This is a genomic window from Sphingobacterium olei (genome assembly GCF_005048855.1).
GTDB lineage: Bacteria > Bacteroidota > Bacteroidia > Sphingobacteriales > Sphingobacteriaceae > Sphingobacterium > Sphingobacterium olei.
This window is the reverse complement of record NZ_SUME01000003.1, coordinates 435277-462125: the sequence shown is the minus strand read 5'-3', so window position 1 is coordinate 462125 and position 26849 is coordinate 435277. Positions and strand designations below refer to the sequence as shown.

Here is a 26849-nt window from a genome sequence, read left to right as displayed (position 1 = left end):
AATCAAATATGATTACACCGACTCCAGATAATAGAACTCTTTCGATTATCGGAGTCGGTGTACTTATTTTTACAAATATTGCAATTAAACAAAGCTTTATAAGGCTAAGTGCATAAAAATATTATGGCAAGAGATTTAAAATTCACTAGAAATATCGGTATCGCTGCGCACATTGATGCTGGTAAAACTACTACAACTGAACGTATTCTTTACTATTCAGGTGTAAACCATAAAATTGGTGAAGTTCACGAAGGTGCTTCTACAATGGACTGGATGGAGCAGGAAGCGGAACGCGGTATCACAATTACTTCTGCTGCAACCACTGTATTCTGGCAATACCGTGGTAACAAATACCAAGTAAACGTAATCGATACTCCTGGACACGTGGATTTCACGGTTGAGGTAAACCGCTCATTACGTGTATTAGACGGATTAGTATTCCTATTCTCAGCAGTTGATGGTGTAGAGCCTCAGTCTGAGACGAACTGGCGGTTAGCCGACAATTACAAAGTTCCTCGTATCGGTTTCGTTAATAAAATGGACCGCTCTGGAGCAGACTTTTTAAAAGTAGTTGGTCAAGTAAAATCAATGTTGGGTTCTGATGCCGTAGCGTTGCAATTGCCTATCGGTGCTGAAGATTCTTTTACAGGTGTAGTTGATTTGATCAATAACCGTGGTATCGTATGGAATGAGCATGATAAAGGTATGACCTTTACCGAAGTGCCTATTCCAGAAGATATGCTTGAAGAAGTAGCGGAGTACCGTGAGAAATTATTAGAAGCAGTAGCTGGTTATGATGAGACTTTGATGGAGAAATTCTTCGATGATCCGAATTCGTTGACTGAGCGCGAAATCTTAAATGCATTACGTGCAGCTGTATTGGATAACTCTATCGTACCTATGGTCTGTGGTTCGTCTTTCAAGAATAAAGGTGTACAAACCATGTTGGATCTAGTAATGGAATTATTGCCTTCACCAATGGATTCAGAAGGTGTTAAAGGAACTCATCCTGATACAGGTGCAGAATTATTACGTAAACCAGATGTTAAGGAGCCTTTTGCTGCATTAGGTTTCAAAATTGCAACTGACCCTTTCGTAGGTCGTTTGTGTTTCATCCGTGCTTATTCAGGTAAATTAGATGCTGGTTCTTATGTCTTGAACACGCGTTCAGGCAATAAAGAGCGTATCTCTCGTATCTTCCAAATGCACGCTAACAAACAAAACCCTATCCCATTCATTGAGGCTGGTGATATTGGTGCTGTTGTTGGTTTTAAAGATATCAAAACTGGTGATACTTTATGTGATGAAAAACACCCTATCGTATTAGAGTCGATGAACTTCCCTGAGCCAGTTATCGGTTTAGCTATTGAACCAAAAACTCAAGCTGACATTGACAGATTAGGTATTGGTCTTGGTAAATTAGCTGAGGAAGATCCTACATTCGTAGTAAAAACGGACGAGGAAACTGGTCAAACCGTTATCTCTGGTATGGGTGAGCTTCACTTAGAGATTTTGATCGATCGTTTGAAACGTGAATTCAAAGTTGAGGTTAACCAAGGTGCTCCTCAAGTATCGTACAAAGAGTCTATTAACGGTACTACAGAGCACCGTGAGGTATTCAAAAAACAATCAGGTGGTCGTGGTAAATTCGCGGACATTAAAGTTGTTATTTCTCCAGTAGACGAAGATTTCGATTTAAGTAAATCACCTCTTCAATTTGTAAACGAAATCGTTGGCGGTAAAATTCCAAAAGAGTTTATCCCTTCAGTTCAGAAAGGATTCGAAACATCATTGAAAAACGGTGTGTTAGCTGGATATCCGTTATCTGGTATGAAAGTTCGTTTGATTGATGGTTCGTTTCACGCTGTCGATTCAGATTCCCTATCTTTTGAATTAGCAGCTCGTTCAGCATACCGTGAGGCATTACCAAAATGTTCTCCAGTGTTAATGGAACCAATTATGAAAATAGAGGTTTTAACACCAGAAGAAAATATGGGTGATGTAATGGGAGACTTAAACCGTCGTCGTGGTCAAATGCAAGGTTTGGACTCACGTAATGGCGTACAGGTTATTAGAGCATTAGTACCTCTTTCTGAGATGTTTGGTTACGTAACACAATTACGTACGATTACTTCAGGACGTGCTACTTCTACAATGGAATTCGATCACTTTGCTGAAGCGCCTCGTAATGTTGCTGAAGAAGTAATTGCGAAATCAAAAGGCAGAATAAAAGGATCTGTAGAATAATATTGATTAAAGATCAGGAGCAAAGATGAAGGACATGGAGTCTTTCATCTTTATTCCAAAGATTAAACCGACCGTTGGTTGCGAATAGCTCTAATCAGGGGTCATCATCTTAAACAAATAAAAATGAGCCAAAGAATCAGAATCAAATTGAAATCATACGATTACAATTTAGTTGACAAATCAGCTGAGAAAATCGTAAAAACAGTAAAACCTACAGGTGCAGTAGTGAGTGGTCCCATTCCATTGCCTACGGAGAAAAAGATCTACACCGTTTTACGTTCACCACACGTTAACAAAAAAGCACGTGAGCAATTTCAATTGTGTGCGTACAAAAGATTGTTAGATATTTATTCATCTAACTCTAAAACTGTTGACGCATTGATGAAACTTGAATTACCTTCGGGTGTCGAAGTTGAAATCAAAGTGTGATAGGATTTCATGAATGAAACAAAAAAGGCTTCTCGTAAAACAGGAGCCTTTTTCTATTATATTCCTTATTGGTATTAATATGTTATTGATCTACTAAAACGGAGACAGTACCCGTCATTTCATGAGTTAACTCAGAAACGAGCGACCATTTTACTTTACTCATAAACATAAATAAGGGGTGTAAAATAATCTGCACCCCCTATTTTTCTCTAATCAGGAAAAGATTCTTAGAATTTGAATGTCAATCCAAATTTAGCTGTTTCAAAAAAGTTATTGAATACGTTAACGTTAGTGTTAAACGTAGACACAGACTCAGCTCCATCTACATCAGCTTTAGCAGATCCAAAAGAAATCACATCGGCAAAAGCAAAGTTAATCGCGATTTTGTCAGTCAAGAAGTAGTTAGCACCAATTCCTGCGTTAGCACCGAAACCATTAATTTTAGGATGATCATTTGTATCTGTCCCTACTTTAGTCTCCCCTGTCGTGTTCGCATACCCTACACCTACTTCAGTATATGTTTTGAAGCGAGAGCCCACTTCTAAGAAATAGTAACGACCGAAAGCACCGATACCAAATGCTTTTTCAGTATCGATAGTTTTGACGTCATTATTATCGAAAGTAGTTTCTTTGTTTTGTCCAAATCCAAGATCCACACCAACTGCGATTTTATCCGTTACGAAATAACCTGCTTTAGGATTGAAATTGAAAGTAGCTGTTTTTTCTTTCGTATTTTTGTCATTTGTATTTGAAGAGTTGAAGTTACCTTCTACGAGGAAATCACCTTTTCCAAAACCAAATTCTTGTGCGTTAGACGCAAATGTCATTCCTGCTACAGCAGTCAAAGTAAGTAATAATTTTTTCATATTTTTATTGTTTTAAATTAAACTGATGCAAATCTAAACTTTCTGACTTTACAAGCAAAAAAATCAGATTACATTTTAGTCATTAAATTGTAACAATGCAACAACCTATTAATGATCAGTTAATTACAACAGACATTTCAGTAGAAATTATTATTTCATCAAATAAACAATAGAATTATTATTAAATACCAAAATAATATGGGCAACATTAAACAAATTATCAAAAGTGCTTCGTTTGAGACGAGCAATCGATATTATTGATCCAAATAAAAAAGCTCCAATTACTTGAAGCTTTCTATCTGTAGCGGGGAGCAGGATCGAACTGCCGACCTCAGGGTTATGAATCCTGCGCTCTAACCATCTGAGCTACCCCGCCGTTTTCGGTATGCAAATATAGTAATAAGGAATCGTTTTCAAAGTAATTTTTTTTAGAATTTATTACCAAAATTGCCCTAAAATGCACTCTAGGCCACAAATTACTAAAAATGAATACTATAGATGTGAAAAAACTCCTTATTGTGAATAAAAAAAAATACAGGGGCTTTACAATGACACAATAAATATGTATTATTACAGAAATACAATATCAATTAATTATATAACTTTTATTGATTATAAATACATATTAGATATGGCGGAAAAAACGAAAATATCCCTAGAATACATTATAAACTCATCACCTCGCATTCTGTATCCATATTTGGTCGAGCCCAACGAATTGGCACAGTGGTTTGCTGACGACGTGAATTACCATGACGGTGTTTACGAATTCATGTGGGATGGGGAATCGTTTAAAGCTCGCGTCGCCACCTCTAAAGAAAATAAATCAGTTAAATTTAAGTGGATTGACGATGAGCCAAATTTCTTCGAAATGGAGATTATCCAAGATGAACTGACTAATGATGTAGCCTTAGCTATCACGGATTATGCAAAAGATGAAAATGTCGAAGACCGTAAAAAAATATGGGATAATTCGATAAGCTATTTACAAAGCGTAATTGGTGCCTAAAAAATCTTATCTTTGTAGCGTATTATCATACTCCTCGTTTTTGACGTTATAGGAATGGATTCGCTGATATGAAGAAGGTTCACTTACTAATTTTACAAGCATTTATAAAGCCCTTTCTAGTCACATTTTGTATTGTGATGTTTGTGCTTTTAATGCTTTTTCTGTTTAAATACATTGATGATTTAATCGGAAAAGGATTTGAGTGGTATGTAATTTTGGAACTAATCGGTTATCAATGTGCTGTTCAGTTGTCGATGGCATTACCCCTTTCTATGCTTTTATCCTCGATTATGACTTTTGGAAATCTTGGAGAAAGCTACGAATTGGTAGCGATAAAGGCAGCAGGTGTATCATTACGTAAAGCAATGACACCCCTGTTTGTATTAGTAGGATTATTTAGTATGTCCTCGTTCCTTTTTTCCGACTATATCCTTCCCATCGTCAATTTAAAAATGGGCTCACTTCTATATGATGTACGTCAGAAGCAGGCAGATTTTCTGATCAAACCCGGAGTGTTTAACAATACCATACCAGGGTATGCCATACGTGCTAAAAGTAAGAGTGAAGATGGGAAAACGCTATACGATCTGACTATCTACGACCATAAAGGGGGAAATGCTTCCAGCAATGTCATGATAGCCAAAGAAGGATTTATATATAATTCTCGTGATCAAAAATACATGATCATCAAATTGATAGATGGGGTACGGTATGAAGATGCTAGGGTAAAAAATGCCAAACGATACGACCCTCGCCAACAATTTACACGTTTTCACTTTAAGGAAACCGAGCAAAAATTTGACATGGAAGCGTTTAATTTTAAACGTACCGACGAAAATCTTTTCAAATCTCATCATCAAATGATGAATATCCGTCAATTAAAATTAAAAACAGATTCGAATCAAATCGAGATGGATAGTATGCATAACTCATTGGTTAAGGAATACAATCACTACATCTATTATAACACTCCCTACTACCGACAAGCTGACATCAAACCAGCACAAGTGGATTTTAACGGGGATATTTTGGCGCACACTTCGGAAGAAACGAAGCGAAATATCATTAACAACGCTTTAAGTCAAGCGCAACAAATAACGGATATAAATACGAACAAGTTATCCGATTTCAAAATACTGAAAGATAAAGACATTCGCTATAAAATTGAATATCACCGGAAGTTTACACTCGCCGTTTCCTGTTTATTATTGTTTGCAATTGGAGCCCCCCTTGGTGCTATTATTCGCAAGGGTGGATTGGGTGCTCCAGTAGTCATGGCTATAATTTTCTTTCTGATATACCATATCATTGCTACCGTAGCTGAAAAATCAGCGAAAGACGGAGGGTTAGATCCTTTTTGGGGTATGTGGATGGCCATAGTTGTATTGAGCCCCTTGGCTGCGTTCTTGACCTATAAATCCACAACAGACTCCGCTTTGTTTGATGTAGATCAATATAAAATAAAGGCTCTATCTTTTTTTAATTGGATAAAAAAGCGATTCCTGTCCTTAAAACAGCACTTTTGACCTTTTATGACTTCTTAATTATAGAAAAAATTAAAAACTAATTTACTTTTGTAAAAGAATAAAATACAGATATCAATGGATATTAGATTGAATACGATTGAGGAAGCGATAGAAGATATCAAAGCCGGTAAAGTGATTATTGTAGTTGACGATGAAGACCGCGAAAATGAAGGTGATTTCGTTACTGCCGCGCGAAATGCGACACCTGAAGTCATCAATTTTATGGCAACTCATGGCAGAGGCTTAGTATGTGCCCCATTAACGGAACAACGCTGTAGGGATCTTAATTTGGCGCCTATGGTAGGACAGAACACAGCTGTGTATGAAACCAATTTTACCGTATCTGTAGACTTACAGGGATATGGATGTACTACAGGCATATCTGCCTCTGATCGATCCAAAACTATTAAGGCACTGATAGACCCAAATATTGATCCAGTAGAATTAGGTCGTCCGGGACATATTTTCCCTCTAATTGCAAAAGACGGCGGTGTATTAAGACGCACAGGACATACCGAGGCTTCTGTAGACTTAGCACGTTTGGCAGGCTTTGAACCAGCCGGGGTATTGGTTGAAATATTAAAAGATGATGGTGAAATGGCTCGTCTTCCTGACTTAATGGAAGTTGCAAAACGCTTTGACCTCAAAATAATAAGCATTGAAGACCTCATCGAATATCGTTTAAAGTACGATTCTTTAATCCACGAAGAAGTGAATGTCAAAATGCCGACAGAATGGGGAGAGTTTCACTTAAAAGCCTTTACCCAAAAAAATACAGGAGAGCAACACATCGCTTTGTATAAAGGCGAATGGAAAGAAGATGAACCTATATTGGTACGTGTACATAGTTCTTGTTTAACCGGCGACATATTTGGATCTTGTCGCTGTGACTGTGGTCCACAGCTCCACAAATCAATGGAAATGATCCAGCAAGAAGGCAAAGGTGTGATTGTATACATGAATCAGGAAGGACGTGGTATTGGGCTTATCAACAAGCTACACGCCTATAAACTACAAGAAGAAGGAGTAGATACGGTAGACGCAAACCTCCAATTAGGCTTCAAAGCTGATCTTAGGGATTACGGAATTGGCGCACAGATACTTCGTGAAATGGGAGTAAGTAAAATGCGGCTCATGTCTAACAACCCTACAAAACGAGCCGGATTAATCGGGTACGGATTAGAAATCGTGGAAAGTGTACCGATTGAAATTGAGCCTAATTCTTTCAACGAAACTTATCTAAAAACGAAAAGAGATCGTATGGGACACACCATATTAAAAAATTTATAGCAGTAAAAAGAGGATATGATGTATCCTCTTTTTACTTTATGAAAACAGTCGTTTGACTTTCCTGTTTTCAAAAATAAAAAGTTATGAAAAATACATTACTTATTGAAAAAGCATATATAAATGGGAAATTTATTACCGCTACACATAAGTTTGATGTTATTAATCCATCGACCAATAAATTAGTTGGCCAACTTCCAAATTTGTCCGTCGCTGATTGCCGAACAGCAATACAAGCTGCAGATCATGCATGGAAAAGCTGGAGAAAAACGTCGATTGGCGATCGGACGACAATCGTAAGAAAGCTATATGAGGCGATACGAGCAAATAAAAATGAGCTTGCAGAGATTATGACGCTAGAGAGCGGAAAACCGCTAAACGAATCTCTGGGCGAAGTAGATTATGGCAACTCTTTTGTCGAGTGGTTTGCCGAAGAAGGAAAAAGATCGTATGGGGAAACCATCCCATCACTGAAAAACGGGTTACGTTTGAGCACCATCAAACAGGGGGTTGGCGTGGTCGCAGCGATAACACCCTGGAACTTCCCATTAGCTATGATTACCCGAAAAGTTGCACCTGCACTCGTGGCTGGATGTACTATCGTGCTAAAGCCTGCATCACAGACACCCTTTACCGCCATTGCACTTGCAAAACTAGCAGCCGATGCCGGCGTGCCAGATGGTGTTTTCAATATTATCACATCAAAAGACAGTAGTGAAATTGGGAAAGAATTGGCCACGAATCCACTGGTAAGAAAAATAACATTTACGGGATCTACCAAAGTCGGTCAGATATTAATGGAACAGGCGTCTAGCACTATAAAAAGGGTTTCTTTTGAGTTGGGCGGCAACGCTCCTTTTATTGTATTTGATGATGCCGATATTGACAACGCTGTAGAAGGTGCTATTGCAGGGAAATTTAGAAATGCCGGACAAACCTGCGTCTCGGTTAATCGGTTCTATGTCCAGGATACCGTTTATGAAACCTTCGCTAATAAACTAGCGTTTGCAGTATCAAAACTTAAGGTAGGCGACGGTCTGGAAAAGGAAGTGCAAATTGGGCCTTTAATCAATAGAAAAGGACTGGATAAAGTGAAAGAACACTTAGCAGACGCCCTACAAAAAGGTGCTAAAATATTAATTGGGGGGAGCCAGATCGAGGGCAATTTCTTTGAACCCACTGTACTTTCTGAAGTAGCCCATCATAGTTTAATAGCGGAAGAAGAAACATTCGGTCCTATTTGTGCACTTTTTAGGTTTAAGACAGAAGAGGAAGCCATAAGATTGGCAAACAATACTCCTTTCGGATTGGCCGCTTATTTTTACAGTGACAATATTCATCGCTGTCACCGTATAGCTGAACAAATTGAATCCGGCATGGTTGGAATTAATGTCGGTCTCATTTCCAATGCTGGCGCCCCATTTGGAGGAATCAAGCAGTCTGGCATAGGACGCGAAGGTTCTAAGTATGGGTTAGATGAGTATTTAGAGATAAAGTATTTATGTTTTGGGAACTAATCATCCCAAAACATAAATACTACCACAGGTGATAGCGAACACCCAACATTAAGTAATTAGGTTCAAAAGATTCGTCTTCAAAACTAAACTTCGCTTTATAACCTGAATACAGAGAAAGTCCGACCGCGGGAAAGTAGTAGCTCAACCCAACCTGTCCATTTCCCACAAATACATTATCTCTCACTTTAATCGTTGCCGGCTGATCGTTGAGAAATATCTCATCCGAATCGGTATAAAACTCTTCTCCCAGCCCCGCTCCTACGAACACATTAAAATTGCTTTTTGTTTTATCCAAAAAAGAGAACAGATAATCTGCACCGAGCATGACTAAACCAGACCTGCCATGCACTTGAGCCTGTAAAGCATGTCTATTTGCAAAATCGTATTTCGCTTGCACGCCAAAAGAACCAGAATAAGCAGGTGCCTCTAACTGTACATCTCCGTAAAAACCAAATGCCCATTTATGATCTTGACCATAACTAACAAAATACAACGCTGTTAAAATAAGCGCTAGTGTAATTCTTTTCATCCCTATATTTAATTAATCTATTTTCTCTCCTTTACTTCTCCGATAAGTTTTATAAGCTTTCACCAACAACATCAATGCGATCGTCAATCCTAACAGACCTAATACACCGTACACCCAGTTCAAAGCCGACTTTAAGACGACAACGAAAACAATTGCAAAGAGAAGTATGGTGGAAACTTCATTCCACATTCTCAGCCTAGCCGAAGTCCAGGTCGAGCGCTCGTCCCGCAGTTGAAACATGATGTGCTGGGTTTTAAAATGGTAAAACACCATCCCTCCAACAAACAACAATTTCATTTGCATCCATCCCATTGACAATAGCCCCGGATTAATACACAACATCAATAAAGCAGATGCGACAGTAATATACATAGACGGTGTAGTAATTACCCACCACAACCTATTTTCCATTATGCTAAATTGCTTGTGCAGGACCTGATATTCACTATCCGGCCGGCCTTTCGCTTCTGTATGATAAACGAATAGCCTGGGCATATAAAACAATCCTGCCATCCAACAAATGACGAAAATAACATGTATGGCCTTGGCATAGAGATAAAGCATTGCTAAAAGTAAAAATTAAAAACTAAAAAGGAACAAGAAAATTCATCCTTGTTCCTTAAATCCTTCTTTGTTATTTTATATGTTAATATCTGAACTCTTTAACTAGATCTATCGCATATTTTACGTTATCAAACGGAATATCAGGCATGATACCATGGCCTAAATTAAATATAAACCCATTTTCGCCACGCATGCGTTCAAACAGCTGCAATATTTTATCTTTAATCACCCTTTTTTCTGCATACAATACAAACGGATCCAAGTTCCCCTGTACGGCTATTCCCTCAGGAAGCGTTTTTTTAATATTTTTCAGGTCGGAATTCCAATCAACCGAGATCACATCCGGATTAGCTTCCGCCATTATAGGTGCAAAAACAGAAGAACCTTTACAGAATGATATGACAGGAACTGTTCTGTTAATTCTAGAAAGGATGTATTTGTTATACTGATGTGAAAATTCCTGATAATCATTCCATGAAAGAGCAAGAGCCCAACTGTCAAATAGTTGAACCGCGTTCACACCGGCCTCTATTTGCATATTTAGGTAGTCGACAGTCACGTCAGCAATTTTCTGTAGAATTCTATGTGCTAACTGAGGCTCATTATTTAGCAACAGTTTCGTCAGCTTAAAATCTTTGGACGAACCACCCTCTACTAAGTAGCTCAAGATAGTAAACGGTGCGCCTGCAAAGCCGATCAAAGGAATAGATCCGTTGAGACGTTGTTGAATCACCTTTATGGCATCTGCAACATATTGTAACTTATGTAAACAATCCGTAGACAATCTTTCAGCGTCTGCAGCAGATCGAACAGGATTAGAAAAACGCGGACCTACACCTTGTTCGAAAGATAGGTCTCCACCCATTGCTTCAGCGGTTACTAAGATGTCAGAAAAAAGAATGGCAGCATCAATACCCAAAAGATCAACAGGCAACATCGTTACATCTGCCGCAATTTCGGGTGTCTTACACATTTCTAAGAACGAATACTTGTTCTTGATTTCCCAATATTCCGGCATGAATCTTCCTGCCTGACGCATCATCCATACAGGAGGTCGTTCTGTTTGCTGCGATAATGCAGCTCTAATTAATAAATCGTTTTGTAAAGTTGTACTCACTAACTATGTTTATTTACTTCGTTTCTAATTTTATCCACTATACTTTTCTGACGTGCGGTCAATGTCAATTTATCCGTTAAATCCAAATATGTATTCACCCGTTCATATTCTTTTTTACGTAAATTAATATTAGCTAAGTTGATCAATACCATTCCTTTCTCGTTATCCTTGCGCCAAGGTAATCGGGAGGCGAGTTGAAAATGATATTCTGCTTCATCAATACGCCCCTCGTGCATTGCAATATTGCCCAACATAAATTCATAAAAATTTCGACGCCCTTTACGCAAATGGTCCGGATTTTTTATTTCCTCCAACAGTCGCTTGGTCTTTTCATAATCTTGTTTATGGAAAGCTTGGGTCGCCAAGAAAACAGTACCGTCTCTATATTGTGTCCAGATAATAAATCCAACAAACCCTAGTAGATATATACAAAGGTAATAATGCCCTGACACCACAGCATACGCCAATAAGATTACGGCTATCGCAATCAGTATAAAACGAAACCTTGTGTTCATCTTATTGCTGAGATTGCCCTTCTGGATTATCCGTAAATTTATAACCTACACCACGAATAGAATGAAAATATATGGGATGCTTTTGATCGGGCTCAAAATATTTACGAAAAGTAAGGATAAAATTATCTATTGTTCGCGTGGACGGATATACATCATAGTTCCATACCGTTTCTAGGATTTGTTCACGGGAGACAGCTTCATTACGTCGTTCAATTAACAACTTCAGCAACATGGTCTCCTTTTTCGTCAACGAAGTAATGCTGCCATCCGCCAGATGTAATTCATACGAGTTGAAATATATCGTCTTATCTCCGATTGTATAGGAATTCAATTCTTTGAGATCATCGCCCTTCATACCTCTGCGCACCAAGTTACCCACGCGTAGGATAAGCTCTTCCAGATTAAACGGTTTTACAAGGTAATCATCAGCTCCTTTTTTCAAACCGGTAATACGATCCTCACTACTGTTCTTCGCTGTTAAAAACATAATAGGAACCTCGGTATTTTGGAGACGAATGGTTTCCGCAACTTGAAATCCGTCAATTTCAGGAATCATCACATCTAGAATAACGAGGTTGAAACGCTCTTCCTTAAAGACTTTAAGTGCCTTTTTCCCATCGGTAGCAGTCGTAACACGATAACCTTCCAATTCTAGATTTAACTTGATAGCCTCTAGCAAGTGCTCTTCATCTTCGACTAATAATATTCTTTGCTTACTTTGCATAATTGTAAAATGTTACTTCAAAAATGCTTCCAGAGGGATGATTATCTTTGACCTTAATGGAAGCATTATGTTTTTGCAATACTGTTTTCACTATGTATAACCCTAAACCGGTGCCTTTAGTTTTACGTGTCGATTCATTTCCGACGCGATAAAATTTATTAAATATAAGCTTTTTCTCTTCATCGGAGACACCTATTCCATGATCCGATACAGAAAAGATTAACGAATTTTCTCTCGGAAATAGGTTCACTTCAATATGGGCGCATGGTGGTGAATATTTGACCGCATTTTCGATTAGGTTAGTAACCACATTGGTTATCGCGAACTTATCGGCATGCAAGATGACATTTTGTTCAACATGCGGTTTGATAATCTCCGTTTTACAAGCATTCTTCTGCAACCTATCCACCACATCTGCTACAAGCTCAGACATATTAAAATCTTCTTTGGGAAAACTAAAACTCCTATTTTCCAATTTCGTAGCCAACAATACATTTTCCACCAGATAGTCCAATCGTTCAATATCTTTGAGCGAATTGGAAAGGAACATCCGTTGCTGTTCTCGGTCCAAATCCCGCTTCTGTATCGTTTGTAAATACAATTTAACGGATGCCAACGGTGATTTCAATTCATGCGTCACCGCTAATAAAAAATTTTGCTGCTGTTGATGCGTTCTATATTCCTCTTTAAATTGCCTTTTTAGGCGCAAAGCTCCCCAGATGAAAATAAACATAAAAATCATTCCCTCTCCGAAAATCATCCCCTTGCGTCCAGGCTCAAAATTAACTAACATGTATCCCCACCATATTAATTGGGCAGACGCATAAAAAACAAGAAAATAAAATAAAAATAACGCCTTTTTCATCCTGATTATCAACATCGACAAAAATACTTAAATACCATATCATTCTAAAATAGCGCGCGTTTTATGACACTAATAAGAAAATCATCTTCACATTAAAAGCAATTACCTAAGTTTGTATATGTTTAAAGCAAAAAAAGATATCTTCTTTGATTTAGATCATACCATTTGGGATTTCGACAAGAATGCGAAGGAAACGTTGCACGATTTATATTTTAAATACCAATTCCCAAACCTGTTCAATCAGCAAAATTCGGATTTATTTATTGAAACATATACCGAGAACAACCATCGGCTATGGGGATTATATCATCATGGTAAAATTGATAAGGCTACTTTACGCAAATCACGTTTCGTAGATACTTTTTCTCAATTGGGGGTAGCCCCCGAATTATTTCCTGAAGATTTTGAAAACGAATACCTGGAAATATGTCCGACGAAGACCAACCTGTTTCCGCATGCACACGAAACATTGACGTATTTGCAAAGCAGGTACAACTTACATCTTATATCAAATGGATTTAAGGAAGCCTGTGAGAAAAAGCTAGAACATAGCCAACTGAAATCCTATTTTAAAACTATAGTTATTTCGGAAATTTTCGGCATCAATAAGCCAGATCCACGCATTTTCGAATATGCCATCAGCAATGGCCAAACGCAAAAAGAAGATGCTATTATGATTGGAGATAGCTTGGACGCAGATGTAAGGGGAGCACTTAATTACGGAATGGATGCCATTTTCTTTAACCCTGTTCGTGCGAATAAACCGGATGACATTCCATTAATGGTACATAGTCTTGAAGAATTGCAGACAATTTTTTAAAAAGTCTGCAATTCTTTCTAAGGTAAAAATTAAAGAACCTTTACAGTGATATTTCTTAACCAGACATCATCTCCGTGATCTTGAAACCCAATCACACCGGACTTCGACTTGCCGCCCACATTGTTTAACAATTCAAAAGCTAATGGCCATTTCTCTTTGCTAAATTTACTAGCCTGCAATAATTCCGTCCACGCTGGCGACCAAAGTTCATATTCTACCACTTTTACACCATTTTGGTAGTGAGAAACCTTACCTTTCTTTACTACTATTTTAGAGTTGTTCCATTCACCAGCCGGCTTTGCATTTTGTGGTTTCGCAGGGATCATATCGTAGAGCGAAGCTGATTTTCGATTGTTGTCTACACCCATTTTTGCATCAGGATGTCTTTCATTATCCAGTAGCTGAAATTCAGGACTCGAAATATAAATCGGTTGACCTTTTATTTCTTTTGCCAAAAAGAATACCCCTGAATTACCACCTTCAGATATTTTCCATTCAAATTCCAATTCGAAATCTTTGAAATCATGTGCGAAAATCAAATCACCACCTTCAGGAGAACTGACACTAGGTGCTTTGGAAAATTTTAGCGTACCATTATCCAAGCTCCATTTATTGGGAATGTGATCTTTGCCGTATCCTCTCCATCCCTCTAACGAAGATCCGTCGAATATAACGTATGCTCCGTTTGCATTTTTTTTAAAACTCTTAATGTTTACTTTTGGAAGATCCAGTAACTCGTAGTTTATTTTATTTTCCACGGCATCTGCATTTTTTTGTGCTTTACAGGCCGAAATAGAAAGAGCCCCAACTAATGCACAGGTTAAAATAGAAGTTTTGTTCATATTAGTTTTATCGTATTTATAGATGTATAATAAACATAAAGATAACAAAAAGAAAAGCCAAATTTCAAATGAAATTTGGCTTAACATTATATTAACAAACTAAAATTAATATTCTCCTCCCATATCATCTCCCCGCATCTCATCACCATTTTTCTTATTTCTATTTAAATCCTGAATTCCAAACCGATACGAAAATGAAAGATTAAAAGTCCGTTTTGACCAACGCATGGTTTGATCTATAGTTCTAGTTGGCAAATAACTTTCACTTCCAAACCTTCTTTTATCAAAAACGTCCCTAACGTTGAACATAATAGTACCTTTTCCTTTAAGTACATCCTGACTTAGCGCTAAATCTAAACCAGACATCGATTTCATTTTTCCTTGCAACGTATTCATTGGTGCACGATAATCACCTCTTACCTGCATAGATGTGGTTGACGTGAATTTCACATTTGTCATCAAATTACCATTCCAACCAAGCGCATCAACAGATGAAACATTAAAGGCGCTATAGGGATTTACCTTACTGTAAAACATATTCACATTTCCAGTAGCATCCCACCATTTTAATAAATTTACTTTTGCTATTAGCTCAATACCACCACTATTACGGCTACCTACGTTTTCCCAACGGCTAAATGTGGCATTTCTATTTGCAGCTAGATATTCCTGAGCGATAGGATCATCTTCGCCAAACTGAAAGGGTTGCGTCATGTCATTTACACGACGGAAATATGCCGAACTGATAAAATTCCATTTCTCGTAAAACTTCGCGAAACTTAATTCGAACGAATGAATATCTTCAGGCATCAGATTCGGATTGCCTTGTCTATAATTCATTTCATCAGATAAATTCACAAAGGGATTGACTTGCCAGCCCCTCGGACGCTGTACGCGTCTTGTATAGCTTACTTGTACCTTATCGCCTTCGCCATTCACGTCATATGTAAGAAAGGCACTGGGATATAACCTAAAATAATCCAGTTTACCCCTTCCAATCCGATCACTTTCAGAAAGATCTTCGTTCATACTAACGATAGTAGTATTTAGATAGGCGTCCTCTGCCCGTAGCCCAACTTGCATGCCTATGCGATCTGTCAACATGCGTTGATAATTTGCGTATAAAGAATGAACCCCACTCTTCATTTCGAAATCATTACTAACATTATAATCCGGTCCAAAGATATTATCAGTTGTCAATGTATCGGAATACTGGCTTTCATCAGAATTACGCAAAATTGTCCGGTACCCCGCTTCGAATTTATGATTATCACCTAAAGGCAATAAGTAATCCAACTGAAAGTTCCAGTTTTGACCTGTTTCTCCAGTAACATTTTTCCGTTCTCTTCGCGCACGTCCGTTATCAAAAGTTTGGAAAAAACTGTTAACACCGTCTTCTTCATCATTACCGTAAGTTACGTTAGCTGTAATTTCCTCTCCTTCGCGCTTAAGAAGCTGTTTAAAATCAAAATTAACATCATACCCAAAATCTTGTTCGGATTGCCGTGATGTCCTGTCGCTACGTGTCCCCCAGCTAGGCTGATTAAAGTAGCTGTATAAAATATCTTCTCCTCTATTATTGTCGCGAACACTTATGTTCGTCCCTAAACTTAGTGTCGTTTTCTCAGTCGCATAATAATCCGCCCCCAAACGAAAGGAGTTATTTATACCTTTTCTGAAACTCTCCGTTTCGGTATTTGTCACCTCACTTAAACTCGATTGTTCACCATCGATTAATTGCACATTACGAACGGATCCTTCCCCTACATTTTTACCGTGTCTAAAATTATAGCTACCAAAATAGTTAAATTTATTATCTCTATAATTTAACGTAACTCCAGCATTATAATTATCATAATTACCAACAGAGGCATTAACGGCACCATTTAATCCCGTACGTATATTCTTTTTGAGGATGATATTTATAATTCCCGATTGTCCTTCAGCATCGTACTTTGCAGAAGGGTTTGTAATAATCTCTACTTTCGATACTGCATCTGCTGGCAGAGATTGCAAAAGTTTACCTATATCGCTTCCCGCCATTGCGGACTCTTTGCCATCAATTAAAATACGTACAGAACTGGATCCTCTTAACGAGACAGAGCCATCCATATCAACTTGTAACGTAGGCACATTTGCCAATAGATCCGAGGCCGTACCTCCGGCACTTACCATACTTTGTGACGCATCAAATACTTTTTTATCAATATCCAACCGTAATTCCGGCGTTCTGCCCTGCACGACCACTTCTTCCAACCTTTCGCCTTCAGCCAGCATATTCAATGTTCCCAGATCAATGGACGTAGCGGTATTTGCGATTATTATATTCTCATGCGTATAGTCTGTTAATCCAACATATGTAATGCGTAACGCATACGTACCAGGACCAATATCGTCAAAGTTCAATTTACCGCCGGCGCCAGTCTGTTGACCTCGGATATAAGCTTTTGTGGATTGACTCAAGAGTGCTGCACTAGCACCTACAATGGGTTCGTTGGTTTCAGCATCTATAACTACCGCTTTGAGTTGTTTCTTTTGCGCAAAAGAAATTGTTGGAATAACAATTAATAAAATAAAAAAAAGTCTAAGTTGCATATTATATAATAGTTCCTCGTATTACAAAAGTGGTCATTTTTGTAATAGGAACGGATAACGTAACTGCAATATTACTCGTAAGACAAAAGCGAAATCTATTCTACGGAGACCGTAAGGCCTTCAGCCTTTAGAATTTTTCGGTAAATCTCCATCTCCGTAAATGAGCCCTCCAATATCGCACATTTTCCTTCATTGTGTACCTTCCAGGCAATACGCTCGGATTCTGTTTCCGTATATTGCAAGTGGTGCATAAGACAATAAATTACATGGTCAAATGTATTGGTTTCATCATTCCATAAGATCAATCTATTGGACTCTTTAAAAGAGGCTAAGATCTCTTCCAATGTAAAGGTTTCCTGTGCGGTTTCGACACTCATACTGCAAAAATAACTTATTTTTCAAAAAAAGCGTAATTTTGCCTATAATTGATTACGAATTACGAGATAAACTTATGTTTCAGTCCCACATAGCAGGTGTAGGGTATTATGTACCCAAGAACATCTATACCAATACCGATCTAACTCGCTTTATGGAAACAAGCGACGAGTGGATCCAAGAACGTACCGGAATACAAGAGCGACGTTATGCCGATCGCATTGGAGAGACGACAACAACAATGGGCATAGAGGCCGCACAGATCGCTATTGAGCGCGCTGGTATTACGGCCCAAGATATCGATTTCATCGTATTCGCTACGCTCTCTCCTGATTATTATTTTCCAGGCTGCGGCGTATTATTGCAACGCGAGATGGGCATGAAAGAAGTGGGTGCCCTAGACGTTCGTAATCAATGTTCGGGCTTTATTTATGCGTTATCCATAGCAGATCAATTTGTCAAAACGGGTATGTATAAGAATGTACTTGTGGTAGGATCTGAAAAACATTCCTTCGCTTTAGATTATTCTACACGTGGGCGCAATGTATCTGTCATATTTGGAGATGGCGCCGGCGCAGTAGTGATTCAACCGACTATGGAAGAAGGTAGCGGAATATTGAGCACACACCTCCACTCCGATGGTGCAGATGCCGAAAAATTGGCCATGTATTACCCCGGAGCATCTGGTGGTATATGGTTGGAAAACCAGCCCAATTGGCCGGATCAGGAATTGGGAGGTATGTTAATGACGAAGGAAATGCTAGAAGATGGCACCGCCTTCCCCTATATGGACGGACAAGCGGTATTCAAGAAAGCCGTGGTCAAATTTCCTGAGGTAATCGCCGAAGCCTTGGCCAAGAACAACTTAAGCACAAAAGACATTGACATGTTAATACCCCATCAGGCAAATTTACGTATTTCTCAATTCGTACAAAAAATATTAAAATTAAGTGACGATAAAGTATTCAACAATATCCAAAAGTATGGCAACACCACCGCAGCCTCCGTACCTATCGCCTTGTGCGAAGCATGGGAACAGGGGCACATCAAAAAAGGTGATCTCGTGTGTTTAGCCGCATTTGGAGCTGGATTTACTTGGGGGTCGGCATTAATCCGTTGGTAAAGCATGTGGAGGTAAAACATTATTTAATTGAATCCAGTAGTTTATTGTAGTCAATTTTAGAATGATGTCTCTGGTCGCGAGGTAATTTACAAAATCGTATTTCATCGATAAACAACGGTAAAGAACGAATGGTTTTCTCGATGAGCTGACGGTTCGCAACTCTACTTTCTAACTCTACAAAAGCCATCATTTGTCCTTCTATTTTCAGTATAGTTCCTAAGGAAACCCCAGGAATAAACTGCAGGTAATTTTCAAATATAAATGGAGAGATATACCTATTCCCACTTTCGATAAGGGTTTGGCAACGACCGGTCAAATACAACATACCATCTTTCAAGTAGCCCGCATCCCCCGTGCGGTGCCAATACCGTCCATTCGACCTTATCTTCGTCTTCCGCAAGGCATCTTCATTTTTAAAGTAAGCAGCCAACACATGCGGACCGGCAACAATTATTTCTCCCCACTCCTTCTCTTCGCACTGCAACACCTTAAACTGCCCTGCAGATATATCAAAAAGGTCCTCATCAGTTATTTTAAGAATTTTAACTTGCGTGGCCGGATAAGGTCTGCCCACACATAGACCCACGTCAGGGATATAGGTAATATGATCTTCCGCTACATATTTCGCTTCAATCGAACTGATAGGTTCAGCTTCTGTAGATCCGTAAACAATCTGTATGTGCTTGTGTGGAAAAACTTCGGTAAACAATAGCGCTTCTTTCTGAAATACCGGTGCACCACCGGTAAAGATTGCTCGCAGATGAGGCAACGGGCGAGGATTTGACTTGATCTCTTCGGCCAATCGCTTCATAAAATAAGGAGAAGCAACAATACGCGAAACCTGCTGCGCTTCCAGTTGATTAATAATCCGTGCAGCATGCATCTTTGCAGGCTTGCTCGATTTGAAATCAGCAATAATGGAGGTTGATCCAACACCCAAATTTATCAAAAGTACAATTGGTAACACAGACATATCGACATCAGCGGGATGAGCCTGCATCTTGTCTTCCAATGCCCTGAACTGCTCGAGCAGAAAACCATGGGTACGTAAAGCTGCTTTTGGTATTCCGGTACTACCTGTCGTAAACGTAATTAACGCGACGTCTTCCACTTGTGTATCGGAAAGAGCATAGCTGTTACCGGAACGAAGATGCCTATGCAGTTTAATCGGAATTTTTCGAATTTCGCTCGAAAATAACCGCAACAAATGTGTTTTCCATGTCCCTATAAATGCTTTGCAATCGGCGAGCTGACAGCATAGGTTCAACCGTTTTCGGCTAGTCCACTCATCCAGGAATACAACGGTAGCTCCCATGTAAAACAAAGCCAACACGATACGGTACAAGTCTATTCCCATGGGTACAAATACCAAGACCCTATCACCTTTCTGAATACCTTTCTTAGCGAAATAGTGAGCCTTGCTTTTCACATCATCTAACAGCTGTGTGAAGCTTATCTTTGTTTGCTTATCCACAATAGCTACTTTGTCCGGATACGTTGCAACAGCGGATAGAAACAATTCCGTGATATTAAATCGCTTTTCCATACAGTGAATATGTTTTAAATGGCGTACCAAAGAAATGATTGGAGATAGGGGTAGACGTGCCGTCTTCTTTTAAAAAGGCATGAACAATACGTATATATCCTTTCTTATAAGCTGTTTGATATACCTGAGCCGCCATTACATGACCCAATCCTCGATATAGCGGATTAGAATTACGTGCGATGGTTTTAATGATAAGGGTCTTTTGCGTCCCATCTAAAAAGTCTTCCACGCAAAAGAAAACACCTACTATCCTCCCCTCACGGTAAGCTAACAACACGAAATCCGAGTCAAGATATTTCTGGAGCGGGAGATACTTTTCCTTAAAGGAACTCTCTGACAAAGGAGAATAAAGAAAATTCGATGCAAATGCATTCAACAAAAAGGGATACAGCTCAACCAGTTCCTCTTCATATTGATCCAATCGAATCGGACGAATGTGAACACCCTCTCCTATCAGGCGGTCTCTATTTTCAGCGATGTTTATATCCGTATACTGCAACTGGAAAGTCTCGGAAGAATAGTAAGATGCGATTGGTTGAAAACCATTTTGCATCCACAGGTCAGAATAATAACCGGGGTGCTGCATTTCCATCAGAAAACGCGGTTCGTCGGGATTATCGTGAAACCGATAATGTTCCCAGGTAGATCCATTCATAGGTCCAATTAGGAAATCCAGGCCTAATTCTTGTGCGACCTGTTCTATCTCCCTAAACAGCAAAGAAACGGCTTCATGATCGTCGGCCGCATCAAATGCCCCTACAAATCCGGGTATCTTATCTTCAAATACGATATCTGTATTGAGGTACAGTGCAGCACTGGCGAGTACTTTATCCACTGCTTTCACGACGAAGCCTTGATAAAAATGTGTGATTGGGGGTGTTTCTGTCGCACGGCACAGACGAACGAAGGCATTAAAATCTGACAAGGCAGCGGTAAATTTCTGGACTTCCATCATCATACGATCGATTTTGTAAGCATTAATCCAAGAATTACAGAAAACGGTATCGTGAGGTTATCGTAACCATCGCGGCTAACAGCTTCAGCCAAGGTAGATAGCGAGGCTACACAAGCAACCGTGAACATAAAAGAAGAATCAACGACTGCACCGCAAAATAGCCCAAAGTATCCGGCGGTAAGGAGCATGGCTGAGCACAAAAACATCAGAGACCCCATGAGCGTCTTATGTGCTCCTGCAATATGATACGGACCTATTGCCCATCGTTTTCCAGTAAGCCCTGCAATAGGATCACAAATGGCCAGGATCAGTATAGGTAGATAATAATAGGCATAACGGCTGGCATTTAGGTGATAGGCCAAATAGCAACCATATACAGCAATCGGATAGGCCAAGCTGCCTATAGATCGGCGATCGATCGCATTAATAGAAGGGAGAAGATGATACCTTAGGCTCAGTATCAGAATAGCAGCAAAAAGAGCACATAGTGTCAATACCAGCCAATGGTTGTCCAATAATAACGGAAAAAGCAGAGCTAAAAGACCTGTTCCTGCATGAATTATTTTACGCGTAATTTCTACTTTGACCTTAAAATAATGATAGAGAAGCTCACCCAGGGCAAAAAGCAACAGATAACATCCGGCTAGAACAATGGCATTTATTACACTTTGGGTCATTTTTGATCTACAATAAACTGGTTATAAAAAAAACCATTATCTTCTCGGCTCAATTGTGTGGACAACGTACTTAAGTATTGTATTTCCGATGGAAAAATACCCGAGACGCGTCTAGGTACCATCAAGTTCCAATACGCCATACGGCCATTTGCATTTAGACCTTTTAACAGGCTGTCTGCTGTTTTTCGAAAAACATCCCTATCCATATATTCAAAGATATTAGATAAATTCATAGCATCAAAACTCCCGAATTCGTCAACAACATCTTCTGCAAACCCACTGCGTAATATGAGTTTATCGACATTTTCTTTAACACGTTGATAATTGTCGGGATGTAAATAATGCGGTAGGAGATCGCCAAATGTACCTGTCAGGTTATAGCGCAAGAACAGGTTTGTCTGCGCTTGGACTTTTTTCAGATGCCGTTCCGCTTTCTTGAAGATATAATCACTGACATGTACACCTACTTCCTTTAAAAACTGTGGATCCCGTCCCAGTGTCCCCATGACGATTTTGCTAAAGAAAATTTTAAAGAAAAATCGCCAACGCCAGGTATTCCATTTTTCATGATAATACCGAGCTTGTGAAGGCGCATCCTTACTGGCCAGCAACTCTTCAACATCGTGTCGACTATGGATAAAAGGAAGTACTTTACTTGAGAACATTTGAAAATATCGTTCAAATTTACCTTGGTGAATAAGGCCTTTTTCGATTTTATCGGTGTTGTTCACCCAATATACCCTTGCTTCGGCGTTCAGACGGTCTTTACATTGTTCAAACAGTGCCACCCGATTCATTCCCTGCCGAAAACCCAGAAAATGCAACACCTGCTCATATTCAAGATTTCGAATCGCTTGTTTCTTTAATTCAATAAGATGCAGCTGTATAGGATTGACATCGACAGCGACAACCAAAGATGGTGAAGTAGTTAACAGCGAAAAACTATTGTCGCCTGCTGATCCTATAGATAAGATTTTTGATCCCACGGCGGGGAGGAGCCCTTTTAGCAAAATATGCGGATCTTCCCAACAATTTGCGTATCGAATCCTATTAAAATCAACCTGTGTGCTGAGATTTCCCATGTGTTATCCCTGCGGATCCAAAATTTTTATTTCGCCTGTATTCCCATCCATCTCTATCCAGTCTCCCGTCTTCAATGTTTTTAATAGCCCCGTGATGCCGACAATACATGGAATCCCCATTTCCCTTGAAACAATGGCGGAATGACTCAACAAGCTACCTCGTTCTACCAAAATTCCACCAGCACTTGGAAACAGGGTTACCCATCCCGGATCGGTGCTACTAGTTACTAAAATATCGCCATTCAGTGTTTTCGTTTCACTGGGATTCAAAACGATTCTAACCTGTGCTCTCACACGTCCGGGGCAGCAACCTACCCCTTTCAAATCACCCTCGACAGGTTCACTTTTACTGTTGCTAAAAAAATCATTACTCTGATAAACAGCACCATACGTTGCGATTCGTTCCGAAGGAGCGTCCATGCGTCTAAAAAGTTCGAATTCATCCTTACGTACAGCCACTAAAGATTTCAGATCTTGATTAACGCTTCTTCCTTCAATATATGCGAATATCTCGCCTTTTGTTAGGTAAAATATATCTCTTTCAAATTCAAGGATATCTTCCTCATAAAAACGCTTGCCGATATGTGTAAATAACTCGCGCACCACACCGAACGCACGTGTACGTTCATAGCGGAGGTTTTCTCGCGCACTGACCAATTCCCGGGTTTTCTTTAACGTCTTTCTAAACAACCATTTTTTCAACGGTTTCCGTCGTAATATCCCTTTCATCTTTTCTTCGGCGTCGTTACGCAACTCCTCTTCAACAGTATTGTCGGTACTGGCCGTCGTTATTCCGGCCTCAACATACGATTTGATTATCTGTACGAACCTTGCCGGATCCTGTGAATAGGAGATCGTCTCCAATTTCAACTCGCCCACACAGCGTTCTCCAAAATCAGCCAGGTATTGCTGTATCTGTAGCAATAATTTTTCGCTCTCATCCTGTTTATCGTGCTGTAGTATCCGCCAGATATTTTCTGGATCTTCGGATTCAAAAATTGCCCTTAGGTAATCAACCTCCTGAATGAATGTGGCAATAGCTATACTGCGATGGATAGGCTGTGTAGAAATAATATCAGCACTTCCACAAAGTAGATCATTGTGAATATTTGGATACTGACCATTGGTATAATCTTCTGTACGTTTTTGCAGCAAGCCAAACCAGACCATGGCAAAAAAATCATTGAGCAAAGGTGCCTTCCATTGATTCAGCAATTTTCGTTCGAAATGTAAATACAATTGCATCAATTCATTTGCGTTCTTACGTTGAAAATCGATCTGTTTATATTTCGCAATTGTTGTATCTAACAGTGCTTTAAATTCAGTGCGTTTCTGAGGCAGGCTTTTAAATCGTTTATACATTTGCAGTATCATCCACAGTATACTGCGCCATGCATCTCCAATGGAAAGTTGATAACTTTTAGGTACGTCAAATTGTTCCTTTACCCCCATCATCTTTTCCATAAAACGTGCATTTATACTATATCCGGGCAACATGGCCAACATATGGTACCAACTCTTCAAATTATAATATACACGACCGTTGATCAGCCCCAAGGTATTTGCAAACACACGTTCATTTCTGCGGATACTGTCTTCGGATACACCCAAAAAGGCGCAAAACAGCTTATAGGCGTCTTCATACGACTGACTAATAAACGAAAACGTCAATGGTGTGGTAACACCCGGATATGATTCGATGATATTACTATTATCCCATAGCACATAGTCTGCAGAGAGATCAGGCACCTTATCAAGACGCGTAATCGGGCGGGCCTGAAGGATAAATAAAACGTCCTCTTTAACCGCAAATTCAACGTCCTGAAATAAGTTAAATTCCGTTCGCAATTGATCTAAAATCGAATCCAGCTTATGTAAGTGCACATCTGGAATCGACTGGTCGTTTTGGTGAATCCGAGGGACGTCCATCTTCATTACACCACCTTTTCCGGCTGGATTAAGGATAAATTTTTCTTTCTTCCTGACGATCTGCCGATCGATCTTACCCTTATGAATAATAAAATTATCGGCATCTAGATAACCGGATACAAGCCCTTCCCCTACACCAAATACGCCGGAAATCAGCTTTTCTTTTCGATTACCCGAAATCGGGTTCATACCAAACGCGACTCCGGACACATCCGCATCAATCATCTCCTGTACAATCACACCGATCCCTAAACCCAGTCCCAGGTTATTTGATGCACGGTACGAAAGAATCCGTTCAGCGAATAAAGACCGCCATACATCTTTGATGCGTGCGAAGATATCCTCTTTACGCACATAGAGATACGATTCAAATTGGCCCGCGAAAGAATGCTGACGGCCGTCCTCATCAATTGCAGATGAACGCACGGCAAAATAAGTAGTATCCGGAAAAGTTGTCTCTATTTGTGTAAGGGAAAAGGACGGAAATCGATACGCATCGATAGCCTCTAATAAATCCGTCGCATTTTCAATAGAAGCAACATCTTTAAATACTTCCGCTAAATAATCAGCAGGCAATACGATCCACTTCGGTACCGGAAGATTAAGCTGTCCTAATTTCAGCAGATTCTTAGCTTTCCCGCCAACAGCAGGATTATATATATGTTGATATTGATAATCTTTAATAAACATCTCGTAATATGGGGATTAATCTACCGTATGACGTTTCTGTTATCAAAAGCCTCTCCAAAACTGTTCAAGCATCGGGATACCACCCAAGCTCAAATACATGGCTATAGTCCAACCCGCTGAGGACCACTCGATTGCTTTGGCATATTTACGTGAATATGAATTCAAAAAAAGAAATGCTGGGATACAACAGATCAAAAAGATAATACTCAATATTATATAGACAACCCCGCCGTATCCTGCATAATAAGATGCGGCCGTGCTCAATAATAGCGTTACAAAAAGAACAGTTATCCAATATTTTACAGATTTATCCGTTCCCAGCATACCAGAATATGTCAATACCCCGACTTTTTCATCCTGGGGGCTGCGTACCTTACGCCCAATTTCGAGCACGATACCATTCATGTATGAGACTGCAAAAAAGAAAACAAGTCCATGAGGTGCAGGGACGTCGGCTAGTAACCAGTCCAAGCCACTTGCATAGATATCGATTAATGGGATAATGAACATATGCGAAACTACATACCAGAATTGATGCTTTTTTAACCACGATGGAATAAAAAACTCTTTGCCCATTAGGCACAGGTAAATAATGACTACCGCGTAAAGAAAGAGCATTTTTGGAAAGAAAAGCCAATTCAGTACAACCTGCAGGATAGCAAGTACAATCCCTATAACTTTAAGTTCACCAAAAGAGATTAAACCTCTGGGCACAGGGAGCTCTTTCCGGTATGCAGCGTCTTCTTCTGCGTCTTTGAATTCATCAAAGATCCGAACCAGGAAAAACAAGGAAATTGTCGTAAAGACACCAATGAGGAATGTTGTCCAATTTACAAATCCTTCTGCACCGCGACATATTCTGCTATAGGAAATAGCAGAGAAGCTAAACGCGACAACCAATATGCCATGTCCGAGAAACGGAAAACGTTCTTTTTGATAAATCCAGAAACGCTTGGCAAAAGAAGAATTATTCTCCTCGGGCTTACTGTATTCATTTTCTATTATACCTTTACGCATAAG

24 protein-coding genes and 1 tRNA gene are annotated in these 26849 nt (G+C 39.4%); 8 read left to right on the top strand and 17 right to left on the bottom strand.

What is annotated here, in order from left to right:
• The first annotated feature begins 123 nt into the window (after nt 1–123).
• Nucleotides 124–2247 (top strand): elongation factor G, encoded by a 2124-nt coding sequence (fusA, locus tag FAZ15_RS09240; RefSeq protein ID WP_136901020.1) that lies wholly within the window; start codon nt 124–126, stop codon nt 2245–2247.
• A gap of 123 nt (nt 2248–2370) precedes the next feature.
• Entirely contained in the window at nt 2371–2676 is a 306-nt protein-coding gene (gene rpsJ / locus FAZ15_RS09235; protein WP_002993539.1) for a 30S ribosomal protein S10, read from the top strand.
• Between the two features lie 227 nt (nt 2677–2903).
• Here rpsJ and FAZ15_RS09230 read toward each other — a convergent pair whose 3' ends face one another.
• On the bottom strand, nt 2904–3542 hold the full coding sequence (locus tag FAZ15_RS09230) for an outer membrane beta-barrel protein (protein WP_136901019.1): 639 nt from the start codon (nt 3540–3542) through the stop codon (nt 2904–2906).
• 302 nt (nt 3543–3844) lie between these two features.
• A tRNA-Met gene (locus FAZ15_RS09225) sits at nt 3845–3918 on the bottom strand.
• A gap of 255 nt (nt 3919–4173) precedes the next feature.
• On the opposite strand from FAZ15_RS09225, the gene FAZ15_RS09220 reads away from it, so the two are divergent.
• The 4 genes from FAZ15_RS09220 (at nt 4174) to FAZ15_RS09205 (ending at nt 8881) form a co-directional block, all read left to right on the top strand.
• Nucleotides 4174–4551 carry an START-like domain-containing protein gene (locus FAZ15_RS09220; RefSeq protein WP_136901018.1) on the top strand — a complete coding sequence of 126 codons (378 nt, stop codon included), beginning with the start codon at nt 4174–4176 and terminating at the stop codon, nt 4549–4551.
• A gap of 68 nt (nt 4552–4619) precedes the next feature.
• Nucleotides 4620–6077 (top strand): LptF/LptG family permease, encoded by a 1458-nt coding sequence (locus tag FAZ15_RS09215; RefSeq protein ID WP_136901017.1) that lies wholly within the window; start codon nt 4620–4622, stop codon nt 6075–6077.
• A gap of 75 nt (nt 6078–6152) precedes the next feature.
• On the top strand, nt 6153–7367 hold the full coding sequence (locus FAZ15_RS09210) for a bifunctional 3,4-dihydroxy-2-butanone-4-phosphate synthase/GTP cyclohydrolase II (RefSeq protein WP_136901016.1): 1215 nt from the start codon (nt 6153–6155) through the stop codon (nt 7365–7367).
• Nucleotides 7368–7450: 83 nt separating this feature from the next.
• Nucleotides 7451–8881, top strand: a complete 1431-nt coding sequence (locus FAZ15_RS09205; RefSeq protein WP_136901015.1) for an NAD-dependent succinate-semialdehyde dehydrogenase — start codon at nt 7451–7453, stop codon at nt 8879–8881.
• A 19-nt stretch (nt 8882–8900) separates the two neighbouring features.
• On the opposite strand, the gene FAZ15_RS09200 is transcribed toward FAZ15_RS09205, so the two are convergent.
• The 6 genes from FAZ15_RS09200 to FAZ15_RS09175 form a co-directional block, all read right to left on the bottom strand.
• On the bottom strand, nt 8901–9410 hold the full coding sequence (locus FAZ15_RS09200) for an outer membrane beta-barrel protein (protein WP_136901014.1): 510 nt from the start codon (nt 9408–9410) through the stop codon (nt 8901–8903).
• 12 nt (nt 9411–9422) lie between these two features.
• Nucleotides 9423–9974 carry a CopD family protein gene (locus FAZ15_RS09195; RefSeq protein WP_136901013.1) on the bottom strand — a complete coding sequence of 184 codons (552 nt, stop codon included), beginning with the start codon at nt 9972–9974 and terminating at the stop codon, nt 9423–9425.
• A gap of 82 nt (nt 9975–10056) precedes the next feature.
• The gene (gene hemE, locus FAZ15_RS09190) at nt 10057–11091 is read right to left on the bottom strand and encodes a uroporphyrinogen decarboxylase (RefSeq protein WP_136901012.1); all 1035 of its coding nucleotides are present in this window, start codon (nt 11089–11091) and stop codon (nt 10057–10059) included.
• Nucleotides 11091–11606, bottom strand: a complete 516-nt coding sequence (locus tag FAZ15_RS09185) for a tetratricopeptide repeat protein (RefSeq protein ID WP_136901011.1) — start codon at nt 11604–11606, stop codon at nt 11091–11093. The genes hemE and FAZ15_RS09185 overlap by 1 nt, the downstream gene beginning before the upstream one ends.
• A gap of 1 nt (nt 11607) precedes the next feature.
• A complete protein-coding gene (locus FAZ15_RS09180; RefSeq protein ID WP_136901010.1) occupies nt 11608–12330 on the bottom strand; it encodes a response regulator transcription factor in 723 nt (240 codons plus the stop codon).
• Nucleotides 12320–13195: a sensor histidine kinase gene (locus FAZ15_RS09175; RefSeq protein WP_136901009.1), complete on the bottom strand. Its 876-nt coding sequence runs from the start codon at nt 13193–13195 to the stop codon at nt 12320–12322. The genes FAZ15_RS09180 and FAZ15_RS09175 overlap by 11 nt, the downstream gene beginning before the upstream one ends.
• A gap of 118 nt (nt 13196–13313) precedes the next feature.
• Between FAZ15_RS09175 and FAZ15_RS09170 the strand changes: the two genes are divergently transcribed.
• The gene (locus FAZ15_RS09170) at nt 13314–14015 is read left to right on the top strand and encodes a YjjG family noncanonical pyrimidine nucleotidase (RefSeq protein ID WP_136901008.1); all 702 of its coding nucleotides are present in this window, start codon (nt 13314–13316) and stop codon (nt 14013–14015) included.
• A gap of 29 nt (nt 14016–14044) precedes the next feature.
• Here FAZ15_RS09170 and FAZ15_RS09165 read toward each other — a convergent pair whose 3' ends face one another.
• The 3 genes from FAZ15_RS09165 to FAZ15_RS09155 all read right to left on the bottom strand — a co-directional run bounded on the left by FAZ15_RS09165 (nt 14045) and on the right by FAZ15_RS09155 (nt 17829).
• Nucleotides 14045–14857 carry a 3-keto-disaccharide hydrolase gene (locus FAZ15_RS09165; RefSeq protein ID WP_136901007.1) on the bottom strand — a complete coding sequence of 271 codons (813 nt, stop codon included), beginning with the start codon at nt 14855–14857 and terminating at the stop codon, nt 14045–14047.
• A gap of 105 nt (nt 14858–14962) precedes the next feature.
• Nucleotides 14963–17452 carry an outer membrane beta-barrel family protein gene (locus FAZ15_RS09160; protein ID WP_136901006.1) on the bottom strand — a complete coding sequence of 830 codons (2490 nt, stop codon included), beginning with the start codon at nt 17450–17452 and terminating at the stop codon, nt 14963–14965.
• 95 nt (nt 17453–17547) lie between these two features.
• Nucleotides 17548–17829 (bottom strand): ATP-dependent Clp protease adaptor ClpS, encoded by a 282-nt coding sequence (locus tag FAZ15_RS09155; RefSeq protein WP_136901005.1) that lies wholly within the window; start codon nt 17827–17829, stop codon nt 17548–17550.
• A 74-nt stretch (nt 17830–17903) separates the two neighbouring features.
• Here FAZ15_RS09155 and FAZ15_RS09150 point away from each other — a divergent pair, with 74 nt between their 5' ends.
• Nucleotides 17904–18950: a 3-oxoacyl-ACP synthase III family protein gene (locus FAZ15_RS09150; protein ID WP_136901004.1), complete on the top strand. Its 1047-nt coding sequence runs from the start codon at nt 17904–17906 to the stop codon at nt 18948–18950.
• Between the two features lie 19 nt (nt 18951–18969).
• Here the strand turns inward: FAZ15_RS09150 and FAZ15_RS09145 are convergent, their stop codons facing one another.
• The 6 genes from FAZ15_RS09145 to FAZ15_RS09120 are packed head-to-tail and all read right to left on the bottom strand — an operon-like array spanning nt 18970 to nt 26846.
• The gene (locus tag FAZ15_RS09145) at nt 18970–20496 is read right to left on the bottom strand and encodes an AMP-binding protein (protein ID WP_136901003.1); all 1527 of its coding nucleotides are present in this window, start codon (nt 20494–20496) and stop codon (nt 18970–18972) included.
• Complete coding sequence (locus FAZ15_RS09140) at nt 20480–21454, bottom strand: hypothetical protein (RefSeq protein WP_136901002.1); 975 nt, start codon at nt 21452–21454, stop codon at nt 20480–20482. The genes FAZ15_RS09145 and FAZ15_RS09140 overlap by 17 nt, the downstream gene beginning before the upstream one ends.
• A complete protein-coding gene (locus tag FAZ15_RS09135; protein ID WP_136901001.1) occupies nt 21451–22128 on the bottom strand; it encodes a diacylglycerol/polyprenol kinase family protein in 678 nt (225 codons plus the stop codon). Before FAZ15_RS09135 ends, FAZ15_RS09140 begins: the two co-directional genes overlap by 4 nt.
• Entirely contained in the window at nt 22125–23210 is a 1086-nt protein-coding gene (locus tag FAZ15_RS09130) for a DUF3419 family protein (RefSeq protein WP_136901000.1), read from the bottom strand. The genes FAZ15_RS09135 and FAZ15_RS09130 overlap by 4 nt, the downstream gene beginning before the upstream one ends.
• A 3-nt stretch (nt 23211–23213) precedes the next feature.
• Nucleotides 23214–25829: a PEP/pyruvate-binding domain-containing protein gene (locus tag FAZ15_RS09125; protein WP_136900999.1), complete on the bottom strand. Its 2616-nt coding sequence runs from the start codon at nt 25827–25829 to the stop codon at nt 23214–23216.
• A gap of 42 nt (nt 25830–25871) precedes the next feature.
• A complete protein-coding gene (locus FAZ15_RS09120) occupies nt 25872–26846 on the bottom strand; it encodes a UbiA family prenyltransferase (RefSeq protein ID WP_136900998.1) in 975 nt (324 codons plus the stop codon).
• Nucleotides 26847–26849 lie beyond the last annotated feature (3 nt).